General features: G+C 67.6%; 16 protein-coding genes and 3 tRNA genes. 6 read left to right on the top strand and 13 right to left on the bottom strand.

Features of this window, described 5'->3' with window-relative positions:
* From AC1MED_RS02395 to AC1MED_RS02340, 12 genes are all read right to left on the bottom strand, one after another.
* Window positions 1–1,290 carry an ABC transporter substrate-binding protein gene (locus tag AC1MED_RS02395; protein WP_346958531.1) on the bottom strand — a complete coding sequence of 430 codons (1,290 nt, stop codon included), beginning with the start codon at window positions 1,288–1,290 and terminating at the stop codon, window positions 1–3.
* 299 nt (window positions 1,291–1,589) lie between these two features.
* Window positions 1,590–2,201 (bottom strand): hypothetical protein, encoded by a 612-nt coding sequence (locus AC1MED_RS02390; RefSeq protein WP_479785268.1) that lies wholly within the window; start codon window positions 2,199–2,201, stop codon window positions 1,590–1,592.
* Window positions 2,198–2,875: a hypothetical protein gene (locus AC1MED_RS02385; protein WP_479785267.1), complete on the bottom strand. Its 678-nt coding sequence runs from the start codon at window positions 2,873–2,875 to the stop codon at window positions 2,198–2,200. Before AC1MED_RS02385 ends, AC1MED_RS02390 begins: the two co-directional genes overlap by 4 nt.
* Window positions 2,872–3,240, bottom strand: a complete 369-nt coding sequence (locus AC1MED_RS02380) for a hypothetical protein (RefSeq protein WP_479785266.1) — start codon at window positions 3,238–3,240, stop codon at window positions 2,872–2,874. Before AC1MED_RS02380 ends, AC1MED_RS02385 begins: the two co-directional genes overlap by 4 nt.
* The gene (locus AC1MED_RS02375; RefSeq protein WP_346958528.1) at window positions 3,237–3,428 is read right to left on the bottom strand and encodes a hypothetical protein; all 192 of its coding nucleotides are present in this window, start codon (window positions 3,426–3,428) and stop codon (window positions 3,237–3,239) included. Before AC1MED_RS02375 ends, AC1MED_RS02380 begins: the two co-directional genes overlap by 4 nt.
* Window positions 3,425–3,898 carry an Asp23/Gls24 family envelope stress response protein gene (locus AC1MED_RS02370; protein ID WP_346958527.1) on the bottom strand — a complete coding sequence of 158 codons (474 nt, stop codon included), beginning with the start codon at window positions 3,896–3,898 and terminating at the stop codon, window positions 3,425–3,427. Before AC1MED_RS02370 ends, AC1MED_RS02375 begins: the two co-directional genes overlap by 4 nt.
* A 199-nt stretch (window positions 3,899–4,097) precedes the next feature.
* Window positions 4,098–6,116 (bottom strand): glycoside hydrolase family 32 protein, encoded by a 2,019-nt coding sequence (locus AC1MED_RS02365; RefSeq protein ID WP_479785265.1) that lies wholly within the window; start codon window positions 6,114–6,116, stop codon window positions 4,098–4,100.
* Window positions 6,117–6,234: 118 nt separating this feature from the next.
* A complete protein-coding gene (locus AC1MED_RS02360) occupies window positions 6,235–7,830 on the bottom strand; it encodes a glycoside hydrolase family 68 protein (protein WP_479785264.1) in 1,596 nt (531 codons plus the stop codon).
* A 450-nt stretch (window positions 7,831–8,280) separates the two neighbouring features.
* Window positions 8,281–8,748, bottom strand: coding sequence for a hypothetical protein (locus tag AC1MED_RS02355; protein WP_479785263.1), 468 nt, complete (start codon window positions 8,746–8,748; stop codon window positions 8,281–8,283).
* A 262-nt stretch (window positions 8,749–9,010) separates the two neighbouring features.
* Window positions 9,011–9,086: transfer RNA gene (locus tag AC1MED_RS02350), tRNA-Phe, on the bottom strand.
* Window positions 9,087–9,134: 48 nt separating this feature from the next.
* A tRNA-Asp gene (locus AC1MED_RS02345) sits at window positions 9,135–9,208 on the bottom strand.
* A gap of 114 nt (window positions 9,209–9,322) precedes the next feature.
* Window positions 9,323–9,395 (bottom strand) — tRNA-Glu (locus tag AC1MED_RS02340).
* 194 nt (window positions 9,396–9,589) lie between these two features.
* Between AC1MED_RS02340 and AC1MED_RS02335 the strand changes: the two genes are divergently transcribed.
* Window positions 9,590–10,636 carry a PHP domain-containing protein gene (locus tag AC1MED_RS02335; protein ID WP_479785262.1) on the top strand — a complete coding sequence of 349 codons (1,047 nt, stop codon included), beginning with the start codon at window positions 9,590–9,592 and terminating at the stop codon, window positions 10,634–10,636.
* An 18-nt stretch (window positions 10,637–10,654) separates the two neighbouring features.
* Here AC1MED_RS02335 and AC1MED_RS02330 read toward each other — a convergent pair whose 3' ends face one another.
* On the bottom strand, window positions 10,655–11,257 hold the full coding sequence (locus AC1MED_RS02330; RefSeq protein WP_346958522.1) for a LysE/ArgO family amino acid transporter: 603 nt from the start codon (window positions 11,255–11,257) through the stop codon (window positions 10,655–10,657).
* 68 nt (window positions 11,258–11,325) lie between these two features.
* On the opposite strand from AC1MED_RS02330, the gene AC1MED_RS02325 reads away from it, so the two are divergent.
* The 5 genes from AC1MED_RS02325 (at window position 11,326) to AC1MED_RS02305 (ending at window position 16,488) form a co-directional block, all read left to right on the top strand.
* Window positions 11,326–12,207 carry an ArgP/LysG family DNA-binding transcriptional regulator gene (locus AC1MED_RS02325; protein WP_479785261.1) on the top strand — a complete coding sequence of 294 codons (882 nt, stop codon included), beginning with the start codon at window positions 11,326–11,328 and terminating at the stop codon, window positions 12,205–12,207.
* Between the two features lie 120 nt (window positions 12,208–12,327).
* Window positions 12,328–13,350 (top strand): DMT family transporter, encoded by a 1,023-nt coding sequence (locus AC1MED_RS02320; RefSeq protein ID WP_479785260.1) that lies wholly within the window; start codon window positions 12,328–12,330, stop codon window positions 13,348–13,350.
* A 10-nt stretch (window positions 13,351–13,360) separates the two neighbouring features.
* A complete protein-coding gene (locus AC1MED_RS02315) occupies window positions 13,361–13,813 on the top strand; it encodes a metallopeptidase family protein (protein ID WP_479785259.1) in 453 nt (150 codons plus the stop codon).
* Between the two features lie 29 nt (window positions 13,814–13,842).
* Entirely contained in the window at window positions 13,843–14,763 is a 921-nt protein-coding gene (locus AC1MED_RS02310; RefSeq protein ID WP_479785258.1) for a cation diffusion facilitator family transporter, read from the top strand.
* 252 nt (window positions 14,764–15,015) lie between these two features.
* Window positions 15,016–16,488: a C40 family peptidase gene (locus tag AC1MED_RS02305; RefSeq protein WP_479785257.1), complete on the top strand. Its 1,473-nt coding sequence runs from the start codon at window positions 15,016–15,018 to the stop codon at window positions 16,486–16,488.
* The last annotated feature ends 102 nt before the right edge of the window (window positions 16,489–16,590 follow it).

Raw genomic sequence — 16,590 nt, 5'->3', positions numbered from 1 at the left:
CTACTTTGACTGGGTTTCGATGGACTTCTGCATGTCCGACAGCGCCTGGTCCACCGGCTTTTCACCCTTGATGGCGGGGTAGGCGTTGTCCTGGATGGCCTTGGTGACGGCCGGGTAGAACGGGGTCACAGGACGCGGGACGGCGTTCTCGATCGAGGTCTTCAGCACCGGCAGGTACGGCAGCTTGGCGACCAGTTCCTTGTCGTCGTAGAGGTTGGTCAGCACCGGAGCGAGGGAACCCTGCGTGGCGAAGAACTTCTGCGTTTCTTCCGTGGTGAGGAACTTCAGGAAGTCCAGGGCGGTGGCCTTGTTCTTGGAGTAGACGCTCATGCCGGCACTGTGGCCACCCAGCGAGGATGCGCCGGGACCGTCCTTGCCCGGAAGTGCCGTCATGCCCAGCACGTTCTTGACCTTTGAGGATCCTTCGGTGGTGGCCAGGTTGTACACGTACGGCCAGTTGCGCAGGAACAGGAGCTTGCCGTCCTGGAACGCCTGCCGGGATTCCTCTTCCTTGAAGGTGATGGCCTCCTTGGGGATGTTGCCGTCCGCGTAGGCCTTGGCGAGGTTGGAGAGGCCGGTCTTGGCTTCTTCCGTGTTCAGGCTCGGCTTGCCGTCCTTGTCCAGCACGGAACCGCCAAAGGAGTTGATCGCCTCGGAGGCGTTGACCGTAAGTCCCTCATACTTGGAGAACTGGCCGGCGTAGCATCCCATGTTCTTGGACTTCGCGATCGAGCACATGCCCATCATCTCGTCCCAGGTCTTGGGCGCCGTGGGAACCAGGTCCTTGCGGTAGTACAGGATGCCGCCGTCGGAAGATTCCGGGGCCGCATACAGGGTGCCCTTGTAGGACGCCGCCTCGACGGTCGGCTTCAGCATCCCGGAGGTGTCCAGCGCCATCTTGTCCTTAAGCGGCTGGAGCCAGCCCTTCGCCGCGAACTCGGCGGTCCACACGACGTCGACGCTGACCACGTCGTAGTTGGCGTTCTTGGACTGGAAGTTCTGTACCAGATCATCGTGCTGCTGGTCGGCCTGGTCGGTCTGCTCTTTGAACGTGACCTTTTCGTCCGGGTGCGCGGCGTTCCACTTGGCGATCAGCGGCCGGACCACGTTGCTGTTGTCCTTGCCCTGTACGTAGGTGATGGGGCCGCGGCCGTCCAGGTTGGCTGCCGCATCGCCGCCGCCGGCCGAGCCGCCGCCACCGCCCGTGCTGCCGCCGCCTCCACAGGCTGTGAGGGAGAGGGCCAGGACACCGGCCGCGGCCGCAGGAAGTAGGTACTTACGGTTTTTCATACAGGTGCTCCTCGCTGAGTACCGGCGTGGACCGGTGGTGCAGTTGGTGTGGTGCCAATCACAGTAGCGAGCAAGTGGTGAGGAATGCAAGCGTTTACATTAAACCTTTACGTAACGGAGACCGCCTGCGGTGGTGGACTTCGCCGCGCAGCCCACGGCCCTGCGGGGGCGGAAACCCCTGGGACCCGCGGTTCGGGTGGGGCGGAAGTTTCTAAAACCTCACCGGGCACAGCACGGACCGGCCGCCCCGCAGGTTGCAGAGGACCGCGTGGGAATGCGTCGGACCATGACGCCCCGCGTCAGCGGACGCGTTCAGCCCGGCCGAACCGGGACCGCGCCCCGGAGCCGACGTGGATCAGCACCGGCGTGCGTTTGCCGACGACGGCGTCCAGGGCCCCCACCAGGGCCGAGACTTCTGCCGCGAGGCTGTGCGGGGCAACCCCCTGGCGCGGCTGCACCCGGATCCGCAGGGCCGGCTCGCCCCTGAATTCGTAGGTTGCCACCGTGGCGCCGGCCAAATCCGGCCGGTCGGCCAGCGCCGCCCGGAGTGCCTGCTCGGCCACGCCGCCGCCGATCCGGACATAGCCCGGCACGTCACCGGCGTCGTCCTCGGCGACAAGCAGGTTCGCCCGGCCTTTGCCCTGCTGCGCCAGCCACGCCACCATCAGCGCGATGACGAGCAGCAGCAACAGCGCCATGACAATCCACAGCCAGCTCATCGTCTGACCGGGGAAGCGGGTGCGGTCGAAGACGCCGCGGACATCGCTCCAGATGTTTGCGGACCACCCCTGCCACCAGCGGCCGACGGCCGGCACGGTGGCCAGCAGGACCAGCAGGCCCCCGATCACCAGGAGCTTGACGCCGAGGATGCCGATCAGGAGCCGGTTAAGGATCCGCGGGGTGCCGTTCATGCGCCGATCACCCCCGAGGAGGCCAGGTTGACCCGGACCTCGGGCATCGGCGAGAGCGCCATCTCCCGGAGCTCGGCCTGGACAGCGGCCTGGACGTCCGCGGCGCGGAGCGGCACGCCGGAGGTTGGCCGGACGTTGACCAGCACCTGCCGCCGGGAGACCACTACCATCACCTGCTCCTGCGTCACGTTGGCGGCGAGCCGCGCCCGCCGCGCCAGGGCCGAGGCGATGACCTCGTCATCGACCACGACGCCGGCACGGGGGTCTGCGAGGACGTGCCGGGCCCGTCGTCCGGGAAGCACGGCGTTAAGGAAGAAGAACAGCCCGGCCGCGAACAGCACCGCGCCGATGACGCCGAGCAGCAGCGGGGGAATCCCGCCGGGGAGGGCCGTGACCCGCTCCGCGGCGGTCTGCGGGTCAATCAGCCACGGCGGCTGTCCCACGGCCCGCACCGCCGTTTCCAGCAGGGCGTAGCCGCACAATCCGATGACCAGGAGGGCTGCGATGACGGCGGCGGCCGCCCGGGACGAAGTGGTCTCGCGGGCCAGGACTTTCTCCATCCCGGGAGCGCCGGAGCCTGCAGCGGATCCGGCAGGCCGGGCCCCGGCGTCGGGTACGGGGACCGCGGGCCCGGTCCCGGCGTCGCTGTAGTGGCGTTCGGCGGCCTCGCTCACCGGACCCGGCCTCCCTCGGTGACGCTGGCCCCGCTGATGCGGATGTCCACCCGGCTCAATTGCGCACCGCTGAGCTCCGTGACGCGGCGCAGGATCTCCGCTTTCGCGGCCACCGCGCGGTCCCAGATAGGGCCGCCGAAGGCGGTGACCCGCGCCGGGTCCTTGAGCACCGCCGTGAGCGACGGGACGGCGATGGGGGCGACGAGCGAGAGCGCCAGGAGCCCGTCGTCGTCGGCCCAGTCGGCCCGGACGTCCTGCGGCGGCACACCGAGCGCCTCCGCAGCAGCGGCGCGCGCCACGCTGGTGAGGGCCTGGGTGCTGATCCGGTTGTGTCCGGCCAGCAGCCGTCCGGCGGCGGCACTCATGAGGAGGAACGCCGGCCCGTGAGGGCGTCGATGACGCTGCGCAGGTCCAGTTTCCCTTCCGCGGCGCGGCCCAGGAGGGCTCCGAGGGCCATGAAGAGCAGGGAACCCAGGAAGCCCCAGACGCCGAACGCGAAGGACATGAACGCCAGGAAGGCGCCGGCCGCTATGCCGACTACGGTCAGGTTCACTGCAGGGCCTCCCTCACGGGCCGTACCTCGCCGGAGGCCGCGGGCTTGGGCGGGCCGGGGACGAAGACGTCATGGATTTCAATGTTTACTTCGATGACCTGGAGCCCGACGAGCTCCTCCACGGCGGCGTAGACGGCGGCGCGGATCTGGTCCGCCAGGGGGTGCAGCGGGGTGCCGTAGAGCGCCACGAGGTCGATGTCCACGGCCACCTGGGTCTCGCCGACTTCGGCGCGTACCCCGGCTGCGTGATCCGAACTGCCCACCGCGTCGCGGATGGCGCCCAGGGCGCGGGACGGCCCGGTGCCGAGGGAATACACGCCGGGGACTGCGCGGGCTGCGATCCCGGCCACCTTGGCGACGGCGGCTTCGGAAATCACGGTGCGGCCGGTCGCGGCGCGGGCCGCACCCGGCAGCCCGGCGTCGGACAGGCCGGCCTCCGGAACCGCGGACTGAGGATTCTGGTATTCCATGTGGCACTCCCCCTTCTCTTTGTCACCACCCTAGTACCTGCCAGCGATATGGTGGCCGGTTGGCCCGGCAGGCCACCCGGATCCCCTGCCCGGACCTGCAGCAGTCGGAGCCGCGGGATATAGTCAGCCGCCCACAGCCGCTGTTTGACCGGGGAACGCACCTCCAACGCATCGCCGCTGCCCATGAGGATCAAGTTGGTCAGTGGATGGGGGCCAGCCGCCTGTAGCTAAAGGACTTGAGCGTCAGCGACCCCTCTGCCGTGACGGCATTGACGGTCGGCGCCCCCGCAGTTGGGAAAACGAGTGACGTCATGGTCTTTTCCCCGCCGTTGATGAAAACCTCCACTGAGGAATAGTCGACGAATATTGTCAGCTCGACTTTCCCTTCACGCGGTGGGCTGACGGTACGTCGCGGTGCCCGATAACTCGGCTGGAGTCCGGCCTCGCCGGCGGCGGCAGCACCGGCAGCGCGGGAAATGAATGCAGATTCACTCGCGAAGTCGTATCCGACCGTTGCGAACGTTCCTTTACCGCCTCCAAGCTCGATCCTCGCCTCGGATCCGTCGTCGCCACCCTTGCGTTCAAGCGTCATATCCAGCCGGTAGGCCCCGCCCTCCGGAGCCGGTAGCTGCCCGGCGCCATCCTGCGTCATTCGACGTTCCCCAACCGTTGCCACCGGTCCTTCAATCGACGTCATGGCAGCGGTGGGGCTGGAGACCAGGGTCGGCTTGCCTGCGATTGTTTTTAGCCTGATGTCGCGCACCATGGAGTCGGCACCGCCGTGCCAGTCCTCGGTGGGAAGCTGCCGTGCGTACGTCCAGTTGTTCATCCACCCGATGGCGTGCCGGGAGGACATCCGCTGGCTTTCGGTGAGCCGGGGATCGTCCCACGTCACGGCGGCGTAAAAGTCGGAGCCGGCATCGAGCCACTGGTGCGCCGCGTCGGTGGCGGTGAAGCGGGTTCCGTCCCATGAGCCAGTCCAGTAGGCGACGCCCGTGGTGAATCCCTCTTCGCTCCCGTTGGCGCTGGCGGCCAGGACCCAGGTCCGCTTGGACGGGTCCCCGTCGAGATCGAGCTGGAAGAGTTCCGGGCATTCCAGGGTGCCCAGACCGGTGCGTTCGATGCCCGAGGAGTAGTGCCAATCCAAGAGGTCTGTCGAGGTGTAGATGCCGATCTTCTCGCCTTCGGCCAGGGCCATCACCCATTGGCCGTGGGCTTCATCGCGGATGATCTTGGGATCCCGCCAGTCCGGTTCGCCCGGGTTCTCCATGATGGGGTTCTTCTTATAGGCGGTAAACGAGTATCCGTTGTCGGTGGAATAGAACAGGGATTGCCGTTGGACGCCCTGGTCCTGTTGCGTCATGACCGCGATGACGGCCCCCTTGCCGAAGCCGGCCGAGTTGTCATAGTCCACCACGGCGCTTCCGGTCTCGATGTCGCCCAGCCCGTCTTTGTACTTGCCGATCGCCACCCCTTCGTCCTTCCAGTGCACCAGGTCCGTGCTTGTCAGGTGGTACCACTCGGTGCCGTTTTCCGTGGGAAAGCCGGCGTTGTAGAGGTAGTAGTAGTGCCACAGCCCGTCCACCAGGATCGGACGCTGCGGATCATTCATCCACTTCGTTCGGGGCGTGATGTGATAGCTGGGCCGGAACCGGGACGCCCCTTCCGGCCGGTCAAACGCCGAAGCCGGGAGCGACGACGCCTGCCGCGGCACGCCCAGATCCGAAACCATGGACGCCACGGCTTCGGAAGATATACACCCCGGACGGACGACTTCACCTGTCCCTGCCCGGACGACCCGGTCTTCCATGCTGGATCTGACCTCGACGTCGTCTCCGCTCCGCGCGGCTGCCACCCACCCGCTGGGGCATTCGATGCTCCGCAGATCCGCCACACCTTCGGCCCGGAGCGGTTGCGTCAGCTTCTCAAGGGTGCGATCCCCGCCCCTGAGCCAGTAGGAGCCGTATCGGCCGTGGGATGTCATGGCTTCGGCCTGGGCGGCGGCGACCCCCTCGAGTGCCTGCTGGGCCTGGCCGCCGGCTGCCGGACGGGGACCGGTCGTCGACGGGACCAGCGCCACCGCGACCAGAACCGCCGCGGCCGCTGCAGCCACAGCAATCCAGATCGTGCGGAGGTTCAGGGTTCCGGGCGGGAAACGTTCTGCGATACGAAGTTGCCTCAGTTTCTGTGGCACCAGCGGGCGTACAAGGTCTCTCACAATTTCAACATTCCTGGCTTTGGTGGGGAGTCGACGCCGTTCTCTGACGCCCGCATAAACGGAGGATGGAGGCGCCCGGTTTTCCGGGCGCCTCCATCCCTGTTACTGCCTCGATGAACTACTTGTAGAGGCCTTCGCCGCCAACCTTGACGTTGGTGGGCAGGTAGCCGAACGGACCCAGGCCGTTCTTGCCGAAGGTGCGGTCAACCTGGGAGACACCGTCACGGAAGTTGATCTTCACGGTGGGCGACAGGGAACCGCCGCGGACGCCGTTCACGTTGTCGATGAAGGACTGCACCAGGCCGCCGGGCTGCACGTAGTGCGAGTAGGCCTGGAACTGGCGGCCGTTCTGGTTCGGGGTGGGCGCCTCGGGGGACTCGGACGGAAGGTTCAAGTCCGTGGGCGAGCCCAGGGCCAGGCCGCTGTTGTTCATCGGCTGGTAGTCCGAACGGACGCCGTTGCCCACGAAGCCGTAGACGCCGTCGGGACCGCGCATGCCGGCCGCGTAGGTGAACTGGTGGCTAATGGTGAACAGGTAGTACTTGTTCTTGCCGCCTTCATTCTGAATGAAGATCTGCGGACGCTCGGTCTGGTCGTTGACGCAGTTGGCCGAGAGGATGGGCGGCAGGAAGGACCACTTGGTCAGGTCCTTGTTGTCCGCCACTGCCAACCCCACGTTGGCGGTCTGGTAATAGGCACCGCTGCTGTTGACCTCGTTGACGCTTTCCGCGTTCGGGTCGCCGGCCTTGTAGCCGAGGTCCTCGGCCTTGCATTCATACTGTCCACGCGTTCCGCCGGTGTTGCCTTCGAACACCATGAAGGTCTTGCCCGGGTGGGCCGGGTCAGCGAACGTGTAGGGGTCGCGGAAGGCGAAGCCGGGGTTCTGGGCCTTGTTCTGGTACATCTTGCCGTCCGGCTCAAGCAGCTTGGTGTGCTTGAAGCCGTCGAAGGTCACGCCGTTCTTGTCGGCGTGGATCTTGCCCAGCGCCTTGGCGATGGCCGCGTCCGGGGCGATGCCGCCGCCGCCTGCGTTGCGCTGGGCAACGTCGTAAAACGTGGTGGCCGTGTAAAAGACGTTGACCTGGTTGCCCTGCATCAGGCGGGTGGAGCCGGACCATTCAGTGTTGCCGATCGAGGCGCCGTCAGCGAAGACATGGCCCCCGTAGTTCCACTTGTCCTTGGCCGGATCGGCGTTGGTCTTGCGGAAGAAGTAGCCAATCCGGGCGTTCCAGTGGCGCTGGTCGAAGCCGTAGCCTGCGTGGCGGTCGGCAACGAGGGAGAAGATGACGTCCCACCCCTTGTAGCTGATCTGGTTGGCGTTCTCGTCCGTCAGGGACCAGGTGTCCCAGACCCAGACGTCATCGTTCATCGCGGGGAAATCCTCAGGGATTTCCGGCATGGTGACATCCGGACTCATCGAGTTCTGGCCGGGCGTCACTGTGGAGTCGCTCTGCGCCATGATCTGCTTGGCATCGGCGCGGGTCCACTTGGAGGTGAAGTCCGCCGCCGGATCGTAGGACGTCTGGCTGTGATCGGTGGGCAGCGGGAAACCGGGGGTGGGCGCCGGCATTTGCTGGGCGGCGGGCGGGTCCGAGGGTTCGTTGGCCTGGGCCGACGGAACGGCCAAAAATGCTGAGGCCACGAGGGCGGCTGCCAGCGCCGCGGCGGCAGGGCGCCACCTCAGCATCATGGGTGTATTGGGGTGCTTGTGCATTCTTGCTTCTCTCACGGAGTTAAGACCAGTCGTGGATGACGGGCGTGTGCCCTCAATCCCCGAACTCCGACGGTCCCGACGACACCGCAGGCGTCATCGAGGACGCCATCGTGTCGAGGGGCGGGGCTTGGGTAGGGCCCCGGCTGGCGATTCGGAAAGGGATCCTTTCCTGTGCCGGTTTCTACGCTATGTAGGCCGAAGCCTGCTTATCAAACCGTGATTCGAGGTCCGAAGAACCGTGTTTTGCTCCACCCATGCAAGCGCTTGCATTGTCCAACCCGCGCGCGTGGCACAGGAGAATAGGTGCGTCAAATACCGCCCCACAAATCAGATTTAGTGTGAAATGTCACCCGGCGGAGGCCAAGGAAGCCAGTCCTTCGGTGCCCGTCGGCGAGCAGTCGGCGGGCATTCCGGGGCCGTCCAAACCTCAGGCGCCACTCGTTCCATGGCCTACTTGCAGTTGGCCGCAATCCAACCGGTCACGGGAGCCATGGCGTCCTGGAACTTGCCGCTGGAGTAGACGGTCTGGTCGTTCAGGCCCGCGACGGCGACGTGGTTGAGTTTGGCGAAGTCGGCCTTGAGGCTGTCCGGAACCCGCTCTGCGGTGCGGCTGAGTTCGGCCTTGAGCTGCTCAAGTTCGGCGGTTTTGCCCTGCGCCGCCGACAGCGGGAACAGCGAGGCGCCCGTGGCCTGCTCCGAGATCGTCCTGCACGCCTCCGCCGCCGTCGGGAAGTCGCCATACGGGCCGGACGTCCTGGTGGGGCTGGCCGTCGCGGAGGCGGTGGCGGACGCTGCCGGGGACGACGACGACGACGACGGGGCCGCGGCTTCCGGCGCGGCGCAGCCGGTCAGGGCCGCGGCGGCGAGGAGGGCGGTGACGGTCAACGGGCGGCGGGTCTTGTGCATAATGCTGTTCAAAATCACTCTTCCTGGTCGGGCTTGCGCCGCGGACCTGTCAGGGACGGTTCGCGGCAATGGCGTTCTTCCCCAGCGTGCGAGTCTAGCCGGGCCCGTCGCCGGGTCCGCAACCGCGCGCGACGTCGTCGAACTCCCATCGATTGCTCCCTAACCGCCGTTTTGAGGCTTCAAAAGGGCGGCTACCCAGCAGTCGATGGGATTCGGGGCACTCGATAGGGTTAAAGAAGAAAAGCACCAGTTCCGAAGAACTGATGCTTCCCAGTGGTGGCTCCGACCGGCGTCGATCCGGTGACCTTTCGATTTTCAGTCGAACGCTCTACCAACTGAGCTACAGAGCCTAGGTGACGTGTCACCATGACGGCCGGAATTTCTTCTGGCAATCAGAGCGACCCTGACGGGACTTGAACCCGCGACCTCCGCCGTGACAGGGCGGCGCGCTAACCAACTGCGCTACAGGGCCTTGCTTTTGCTGCTTGTTTACTGCTGTTTCTTGCTGTCTGCAGTATCGCTACTGCAATTTTTCAAGGCCTTTAGCCTACCAGACTTTTTCATCCGGCTTGACCAGTTCCTTGCGTACCCCCAACGGGATTCGAACCCGTGCCGCCGCCGTGAAAGGGCGGTGTCCTAGGCCGCTAGACGATGGGGGCCAGGACGCCATCCGGAAAAACACTGAACCAAGGGCAAAAATTAAGGGCCGAAGCCTTCGTTTTTGTTCCCTTCGGGTTCCTCCGAACTGGACCTATAAAACTATAGGGCCAACTTCCGGAATCTCCAAAATCCGCTCCACCAAACGGTAATAAGCTCTGGACAGGGCCCGTAGGGCTGTGCGGATGATGGACGGATGGACGCCCTTGCTGCCCTCAATGAGATCGCCTTCTGGCTGGAACGCGAACGCGCCACCACCTACAAGGTGCAGGCCTTCCGCAAGGCGGCCGGACTGATTGGCGGATTCTCCCCCGCGGAACTGGCGGCACGACGGGCGGATGGCCGGCTGAAGCGGATGAAGGGGATCGGCGACCGGACCTTCGAGGTGATCGCCCAAGCGGTCGACGGCGGCGTTCCCGACTACCTTGCGGCCCTGCGCGAACGAGGCGCCGAACCGCTCGCCACCGGCGGGCAGGAGTTGCTGGCAAGCCTCCGCGGCGACCTGCACACGCACAGCGACTGGTCCGACGGCGGTTCGCCGATCGAGGCCATGCTGGACGCGGCCCGGACGCTGGGCCGTGAGTACCTGGCCCTGACCGACCACTCCCCCACGCTCAGGATCGCGAACGGCCTGAGCGCCGAGCGCCTCACCGAACAGCTGGAGGTGATCGCCGGGATCGGCGCCGGGACCGGATCGGCAGGAAACGGCACAGACCACCCCCAGGTCCGGCTGCTCTCCGGCATCGAAGTCGACATTCTGGAGGACGGGACGCTGGACCAGGCTCCGGAACTGCTGGACCGCCTCGACATCGTGGTGGCCAGCGTGCACTCGAAGCTCCGCTCCGACCGCCGGACCATGACCCGGCGAATGCTGGCCGGCATCGAGGACCCGCACACCCGGGTGCTTGGCCATTGCACCGGCCGACTCCTGAACGGCTCCCGCGGGACGCGGCCGCCGTCGGAGTTTGACGCGAAACGGGTGTTCGCGGCGTGCGCGGAAGGCGGCGTCGCCGTCGAGATCAACGCCCGCCCGGAACGCCAGGACCCGCCGGACGAACTGATCCAAGTGGCCCTCGACGCCGGGTGCCTGTTCAGCATCGACAGCGACGCGCACGCGCCTGGCCAGCTGGATTTCCTGCAATACGGTGCGGAACGGGCCGCCCGGAACGGCGTTCCTGCGGAGCGGATCATCACCACCTGGCCGGTGGACCGGCTCCTCGAGTGGTCCCGACGCGGCACGTAGCGACTGCCGGCACGGCACTCAGGCGAGCAGCAACACGGCGAGGGTGACCATCACGACGGCGATTCCGGCGTCGAGCACCCGCCAGGCCGCCCGGCGCCGGAACACCGGCGACAGGAACCGCGCCCCCGCACCGAGGGCAGTGAACCAGGCGATACTCCCAAGTCCGGCCCCGGCGGCAAACCACCAGCGGCCGGTCTCGCCCTGGGCGGCCGCGAGTGAGCCGAGCAGCAGGACGGTGTCCAGGTAGACGTGCGGGTTCAGCCAAGTGAAGGCCAGGCAGGTGGCCAGCACGGCCGCCCTGCTTCCCGGGGGCTTGTCTCCGGGCAGGTCCAGCTGTTCCCCGCGGACCGCGCGCCGGGCCGCAAGCGCCCCGTAGACCAGCAGGAAGGCGGCCCCCGCCCATCTGATCACCACCAGGGCGGCGGGCGCCTGGTCCAACAGCACGCCGATGCCCGCGACGCCCAGCAGGATCAGCACCAGATCCGAGACTGCGCAGACGGCCACCACCATGGCCACATGCGAGCGCTGGATACCCTGGCGAAGGACGAACGCATTCTGGGCACCGATGGCAACAATGAGGGACAGGCCGGCGGAGAGGCCGGCAAACACGGGGAGGATCACCCTTCGACGGTAAGCGCCGAATAGAGATGAAGACAGCTAATCTTTCTGTTCCTACATAAGATGAGCTAATGATCGACATTTCCCCGGAGCAGGCACGGACACTGGCGGCGATCGTCGCTCACGGAAGTTTTGATGCCGCCGCCGCCCACTTATCCGTGACGCCCTCGGCCATCAGCCAGCGGATCCGCGCCCTCGAGACGGCCGTCGGCCGCCCGGTGCTGACCCGGGCGCGGCCGGCGGAACTCACGGAGTCCGGCCAGGCCGTGGTGCGCTTCGCCCGGCAGCTGGAGCTGCTCTCCGCGGACCTCACCGGGGAGCTGCAGCCGGAGGAACCCCAAGGGCGGACTCGACTGACGCTGGTGATCAACAGTGATTCCCTGCACACCTGGGCGCTGGCCGGCCTGGCCGCGGTGGCGGGAAGGGTCCAGCTCGAAGTCCTCCGCGAGGACCAGGATTATTCGCTGGAGCTCCTGCGCAGCGGCGCCGCGGCCGCCGCCATCACCACCACGGCCAAGGCGGCGCCCGGGTGCTCCTCCCGGCGGCTGGGCGTGATGCGCTACCTCCCGGTCTGTACGCCCGGCTTTGCCGCCCGGTGGTTTCCCGACGGCGCCACGGCAGAAACGCTCGCCGCCGCACCAGTCATCGTTTTCGACCGCAAGGATGATTTGCAGGACCGGTACCTTCGGTCGGTGAGCCGCGCGGCACTGGAACCGCCACGGCACTACATACCGGCCGCCAACGAGTTTGGCGAGGCCATCCGCTGGGGAATGGGGTGGGGGCTGCTCCCCGAAATTGAAATAGCGGAGGAGCTGAAACACGGCACGGTGGTGGCCCTGGATCCAGCGGGGCACGTGGATGTTCCGCTCCACTGGCAGCAATGGCGGCATGGATCGGCCGCACTTGACGAGGTCGCCGCGGCAATCCAGGCCGCCGCCCGTCCGCTCCGGTAACTCCGGGCCGGTGACGGGGCCGGGTACGGAGCTGGGCTTGGCTACAGGTTGGCAGGATCTCGACTAGACCTGGCCGATTTCCGCCAGCTGCCGGGCCGCCGCACCGGCTAGATTGGCAGCATGGCAACAACAGCCGAGACCGGCTCCCCCTCCCCGGACAGCACGCACCCGGACACTACCCACCCCGGCAGCGCCCACGAAGCAGCCCCGCAGGCCGCAGCACGCGCGGCCCTCCGGCCCGGGCAGATCAGCGGGCTGGGAATCGCCGCCGTCATTATCACCGTGGTGCTCTGGGCGTCGGCCTTCGTGGGCATCCGCGCCGTCGGCCCCAGCTTCTCCCCCGGGCCGCTAACCTTGGGGCGGCTTGCCGTGGCCGCCGTCGTGCTGGGCCTGGTGGTCCTGCCCAAGTTCCGCAGGGCCGCCGTGCTCCCGCGGGGCCGCGAGTGGTGGCCCATCCTGGCCTACGGCGTGATGTGGTTCGGCGGCTACAACGTCGCCCTGAACGCCGCCGAACACCTGCTTGACGCCGGCACCGCCGCCCTGCTGATCAACGTCAACCCCATCCTGGTCGCCGTGATGGCCGGGATCATCCTGAAGGAAGGCTTCCCGCGCTGGCTGATCATCGGCAGCCTGGTCGCGTTCGGCGGAGTTGCGGTAATCGCCCTCGGCTCCGGCCAGCGGTCGACGGCGGACCTAGCCGGCGTGCTGCTCTGCCTGCTCGCGGCCGCCCTCGCGGCGGTGAGCGTGATCGTGCAGAAGCCGGTGCTCCGGAAATTCCCCGCGGCCCAGGCAACCTGGTTCGGCATCATGGTCGGCGCAGTGTGCTGCCTGCCGTTCAGCGGCCAGCTCGTCGCCGAACTGCAGGCCGCTCCGCTGCCCGCAACGCTGGGGCTGGTCTACCTCGGCGTCTTCCCCACCGCAATCGCATTCACCACCTGGGCGTACGCGCTCTCGCTGATCGACGCCGGCAGGCTTGCCGCCACCACCTACCTGGTGCCCGGCACCACCATCCTGATCTCCTGGCTGGTGCTGGGCGAAATTCCCACCGTCTGGGGCCTGGTGGGCGGCATGATCTGCCTCGCCGGCGTGGCCCTGACCCGGCGCCGTTCCCGGGCCCTGCCCGGCACTCCGGCCAGGTCCTAGGGGCAGGGAGATGTCCGCCTCCCTTCCGCCCGGCCTGCCGATCATTCCCGGCGGAAACAACAACGACGGTACCGTCCACGACGGCGGACCCGGTCCGTTCCCGATGTCCGAGGACGAGTTCGAAGCCGCGGTGGGCGACGCCCTGGACCGCATCCCGCCGGAACTGGCGAAGACCATGGACAACGTGGCCGTCTTCATCGAAGACGACTACACCCCGCAACCCGGCGAGGACCCGGACACGGTGCTGCTGGGTCTCTACGAGGGCGTGCCGCTGACCGAGCGGGACTCCTGGTGGGACGCCGGCTCGCTGCCGGACCGGATCACCATCTACCGCCGGCCGATCCTGGAGCTCTGCGCCTCCCGGGAGGACGTGGTCGAGGAAGTGACGGTCACCGTGGTCCACGAGGTCGCGCACCACTTCGGCATCAGCGACGAGCGGCTGCACGAACTCGGCTGGGGCTAGCCGCCTCCAGTACGACTAGCCTTGGAGGCATGGGACACGACCACAGCCACTCGCACGGGATGACGGCGACCGGGAGGCACCGCAAGCGCCTGATCGCCGTGCTGGGCATCACCCTATCCGTGGTCCTAATCCAGGTTGTGGGCGCCCTGGTCTCCGGCTCGCTGGCGCTGCTCGCCGACGCCGGGCATATGCTCTCCGACGCCGCCGGCGTCTTCATCGCGCTGCTCGCCGCCTGGATCGCCGCGCGTCCGGCGAATGATGCGCGGACCTACGGCTACCAGCGGGCCGAGGTCCTCGCCGCGCTGGCCAACGCGCTGGTCCTGATCGTCATTTCCGTGGTCATCTTTACCGAGGCCATCCGGCGCCTCGGCTCGGCCCCCGAGGTCCAGACCGACGTCATGCTTTCCGCCGCCGTCCTGGGTGCGGTGGCCAACCTGGTCTCGCTGTTGATCCTGCGCGGCGCCCAGAAGGAAAGCCTCAACGTCCGCGGCGCGTACCTGGAGGTCCTGGGCGACCTGTTGGGCTCCTTCGCCGTCATTGTCGCCGCGATCGTCATCATGGCTACCGGCTACCAGGCCGCGGACACCATTGCCTCGATCCTGATCGCGCTGATGATCCTGCCCCGGGCCTGGCACCTGCTCCGCGACGTCGTGGACGTGCTGCTCGAAGCCACTCCCAAGGGAGTGGATGTCCAGATGATCCGCGAGCACATCCTGGCCGTGGACGGCGTGGTGTCCGTTCACGACATCCACATCTGGACCATCACCTCCGGGGTGCCGGTGTTCTCCGCCCACGTGGTGGTGGAGGATGCGGCGCTCGGAGCCCGCGGGGCGGACCGGGTGCTGGACAAGCTGGTCAGCTGCCTGGGCTCACACTTCGACACCGAGCACTGCACTTTCCAGCTCGAACCGGTCACCCACGCGGAACACGAGGCCCACCAGCACGCCTGACGGCCCGTCGCCTGTACGGCCGGCACTGCCCGGAACTGCTTTCGGCGGCCCGGAACCACCGTCGAACGGCACGACACGCCCCGTAGGGTGTGCCCAAATCACATGCTTGTTGTTTATGTTACTGATGTGCCCTTTGTTGCCAAAGTGGCGTATGGCACGTAGCCTCGTCCCTGCTGGGCGATCCGCAGAGGGGCCATTCACGTGCCACATTCCTACCTCGCTCGCGCCAGCCTAACTGCAACGAGGTTTTCCATGGCTTGGACCGGATCCGGCGGCAAGGCTGCGGCACTCTGCACCGCCGTCGTACTGCTCGGCGCACTTGCTGTCCCGGCCCAGGCCTCCCCCGGGGCCGCACGGCCCGCTCCGTCCCTGGGGGTGCCGGCCGCGCCGGAGCTGCCCACGCCCGGGGAAATCGCCGCGGCCAAGTCCAGTGAACGCGCGACGGCGGACCAGGTGACCCGGATCGACCGGATCCTGGCGGACGCCTCTGCGGCCAAGGAAGCTGGCCTGGCCACCTCACTCGCCGCCAACAACGCCTATGCGGACGCCCTGGTGGAACTGCAGATCAGGCGGGACGCCGCCGCCCTGGCGGAGGCCAAGGCCGCGGCCGCCGAGGCCGAGCAGAAGAAAGCCCGCCGGCTGATCGGCCAACTCGCCGGCGACCTTTACCGCAATGGCGGCATGACACCGGCGCTCAGCCTGGTAAGCGGGAACGGCGAGGCGCTCCAGCAGGCCGCCACGCTCGAGGCGGTGGCTGCCGGCCGGAACCGCGCCTTCCAGGCCGCGGAGAATGCTGCCGCCGCCGCGCGGTCATCGAAGGACGCCGCTGCGGACGCGGACCGCGCCGCCGACGACGCTGCCCGCACCGCGGAGTCCCGCAAGACCGACGCCGAACGCGCCGACAAGGACCGGCAAAAAGCGGTGTCCGATGCCGCCGCCCAGCGGAAAATCCTGGTAGGCCAGCTGGCCTCGCTGCGGAACACCACCGTGGCACTGGAGTCCGCCCGGGTGGATGCTTTGGACCGGCAACGCCAGCAGGCACGGCTCGCGGCACTTACCGCGGCGGCTGCCGCCGGCCCGGAGCCTGCCCGGGCAGCGGAGCCTGGGCCGGTTTCGCCGGCGCGCCCGGCCGGTACAACGCCGACGCCGCCCGCGGCGCCCCGGTCACCGGCCGTGCCGGAGCCGGTTCCCACCGTCCCGGTGCCCGTCCAGCCAGCACCGGTCCAGCCCGCACCCATCCGGCCCGCTCCCGCGCCGGCACCCCGTCCGGCACCGGCACCCGCGCCGCGTCCCGCCCCTCCGGCGCCCGTACTTGCTCCTGCTCCTGCTCCTGCTCCTGCTCCCGCGCCGGGCGGTTCCAACCAGGTGGCAATTTCCGCGGCCCTGAACAAGGTCGGTTCGCCGTACTTCTATCAGTACGGCGGCACCGGCGCCTACGGCTTCGACTGCTCCGGCCTGGTCCAGAACGCGTTCGCCGCAGCCGGCAAGCAGCTGCCGCGCACGGCTGCCCAGCAGTACGCGCAGGCTCCGGTGCACGTGCCCCTCTCCGCGGCGCAGCCCGGCGACCTGCTGGTCTGGGGCTCCGCCCCGGGCTTCTACCACGTGGCCATCTACCTGGGTGGCGGCCGCGTGGTCCAGGCGCTGAACCCGGAGAGCGGGCTTACCGTGACGGACCTTGCATCCATGTCCGGGATGCAGTTGTACCCGTACGCCGCCCGGTACTGAGTCGGCGCATTCGGGGCGGCTGCTCAGGAACGGGCCGAAAAATGCGCTCATCAATTCGTGTCCGCTGCAACAGGGCACCCGGAACTCCGGAGTACCTTTGAG

The sequence above is a fragment of the Arthrobacter sp. BI5 genome, assembly GCF_056680065.1.
Note: the sequence above shows the minus strand (reverse complement) of the source record. Positions and strands in the feature narration are given on the sequence as shown.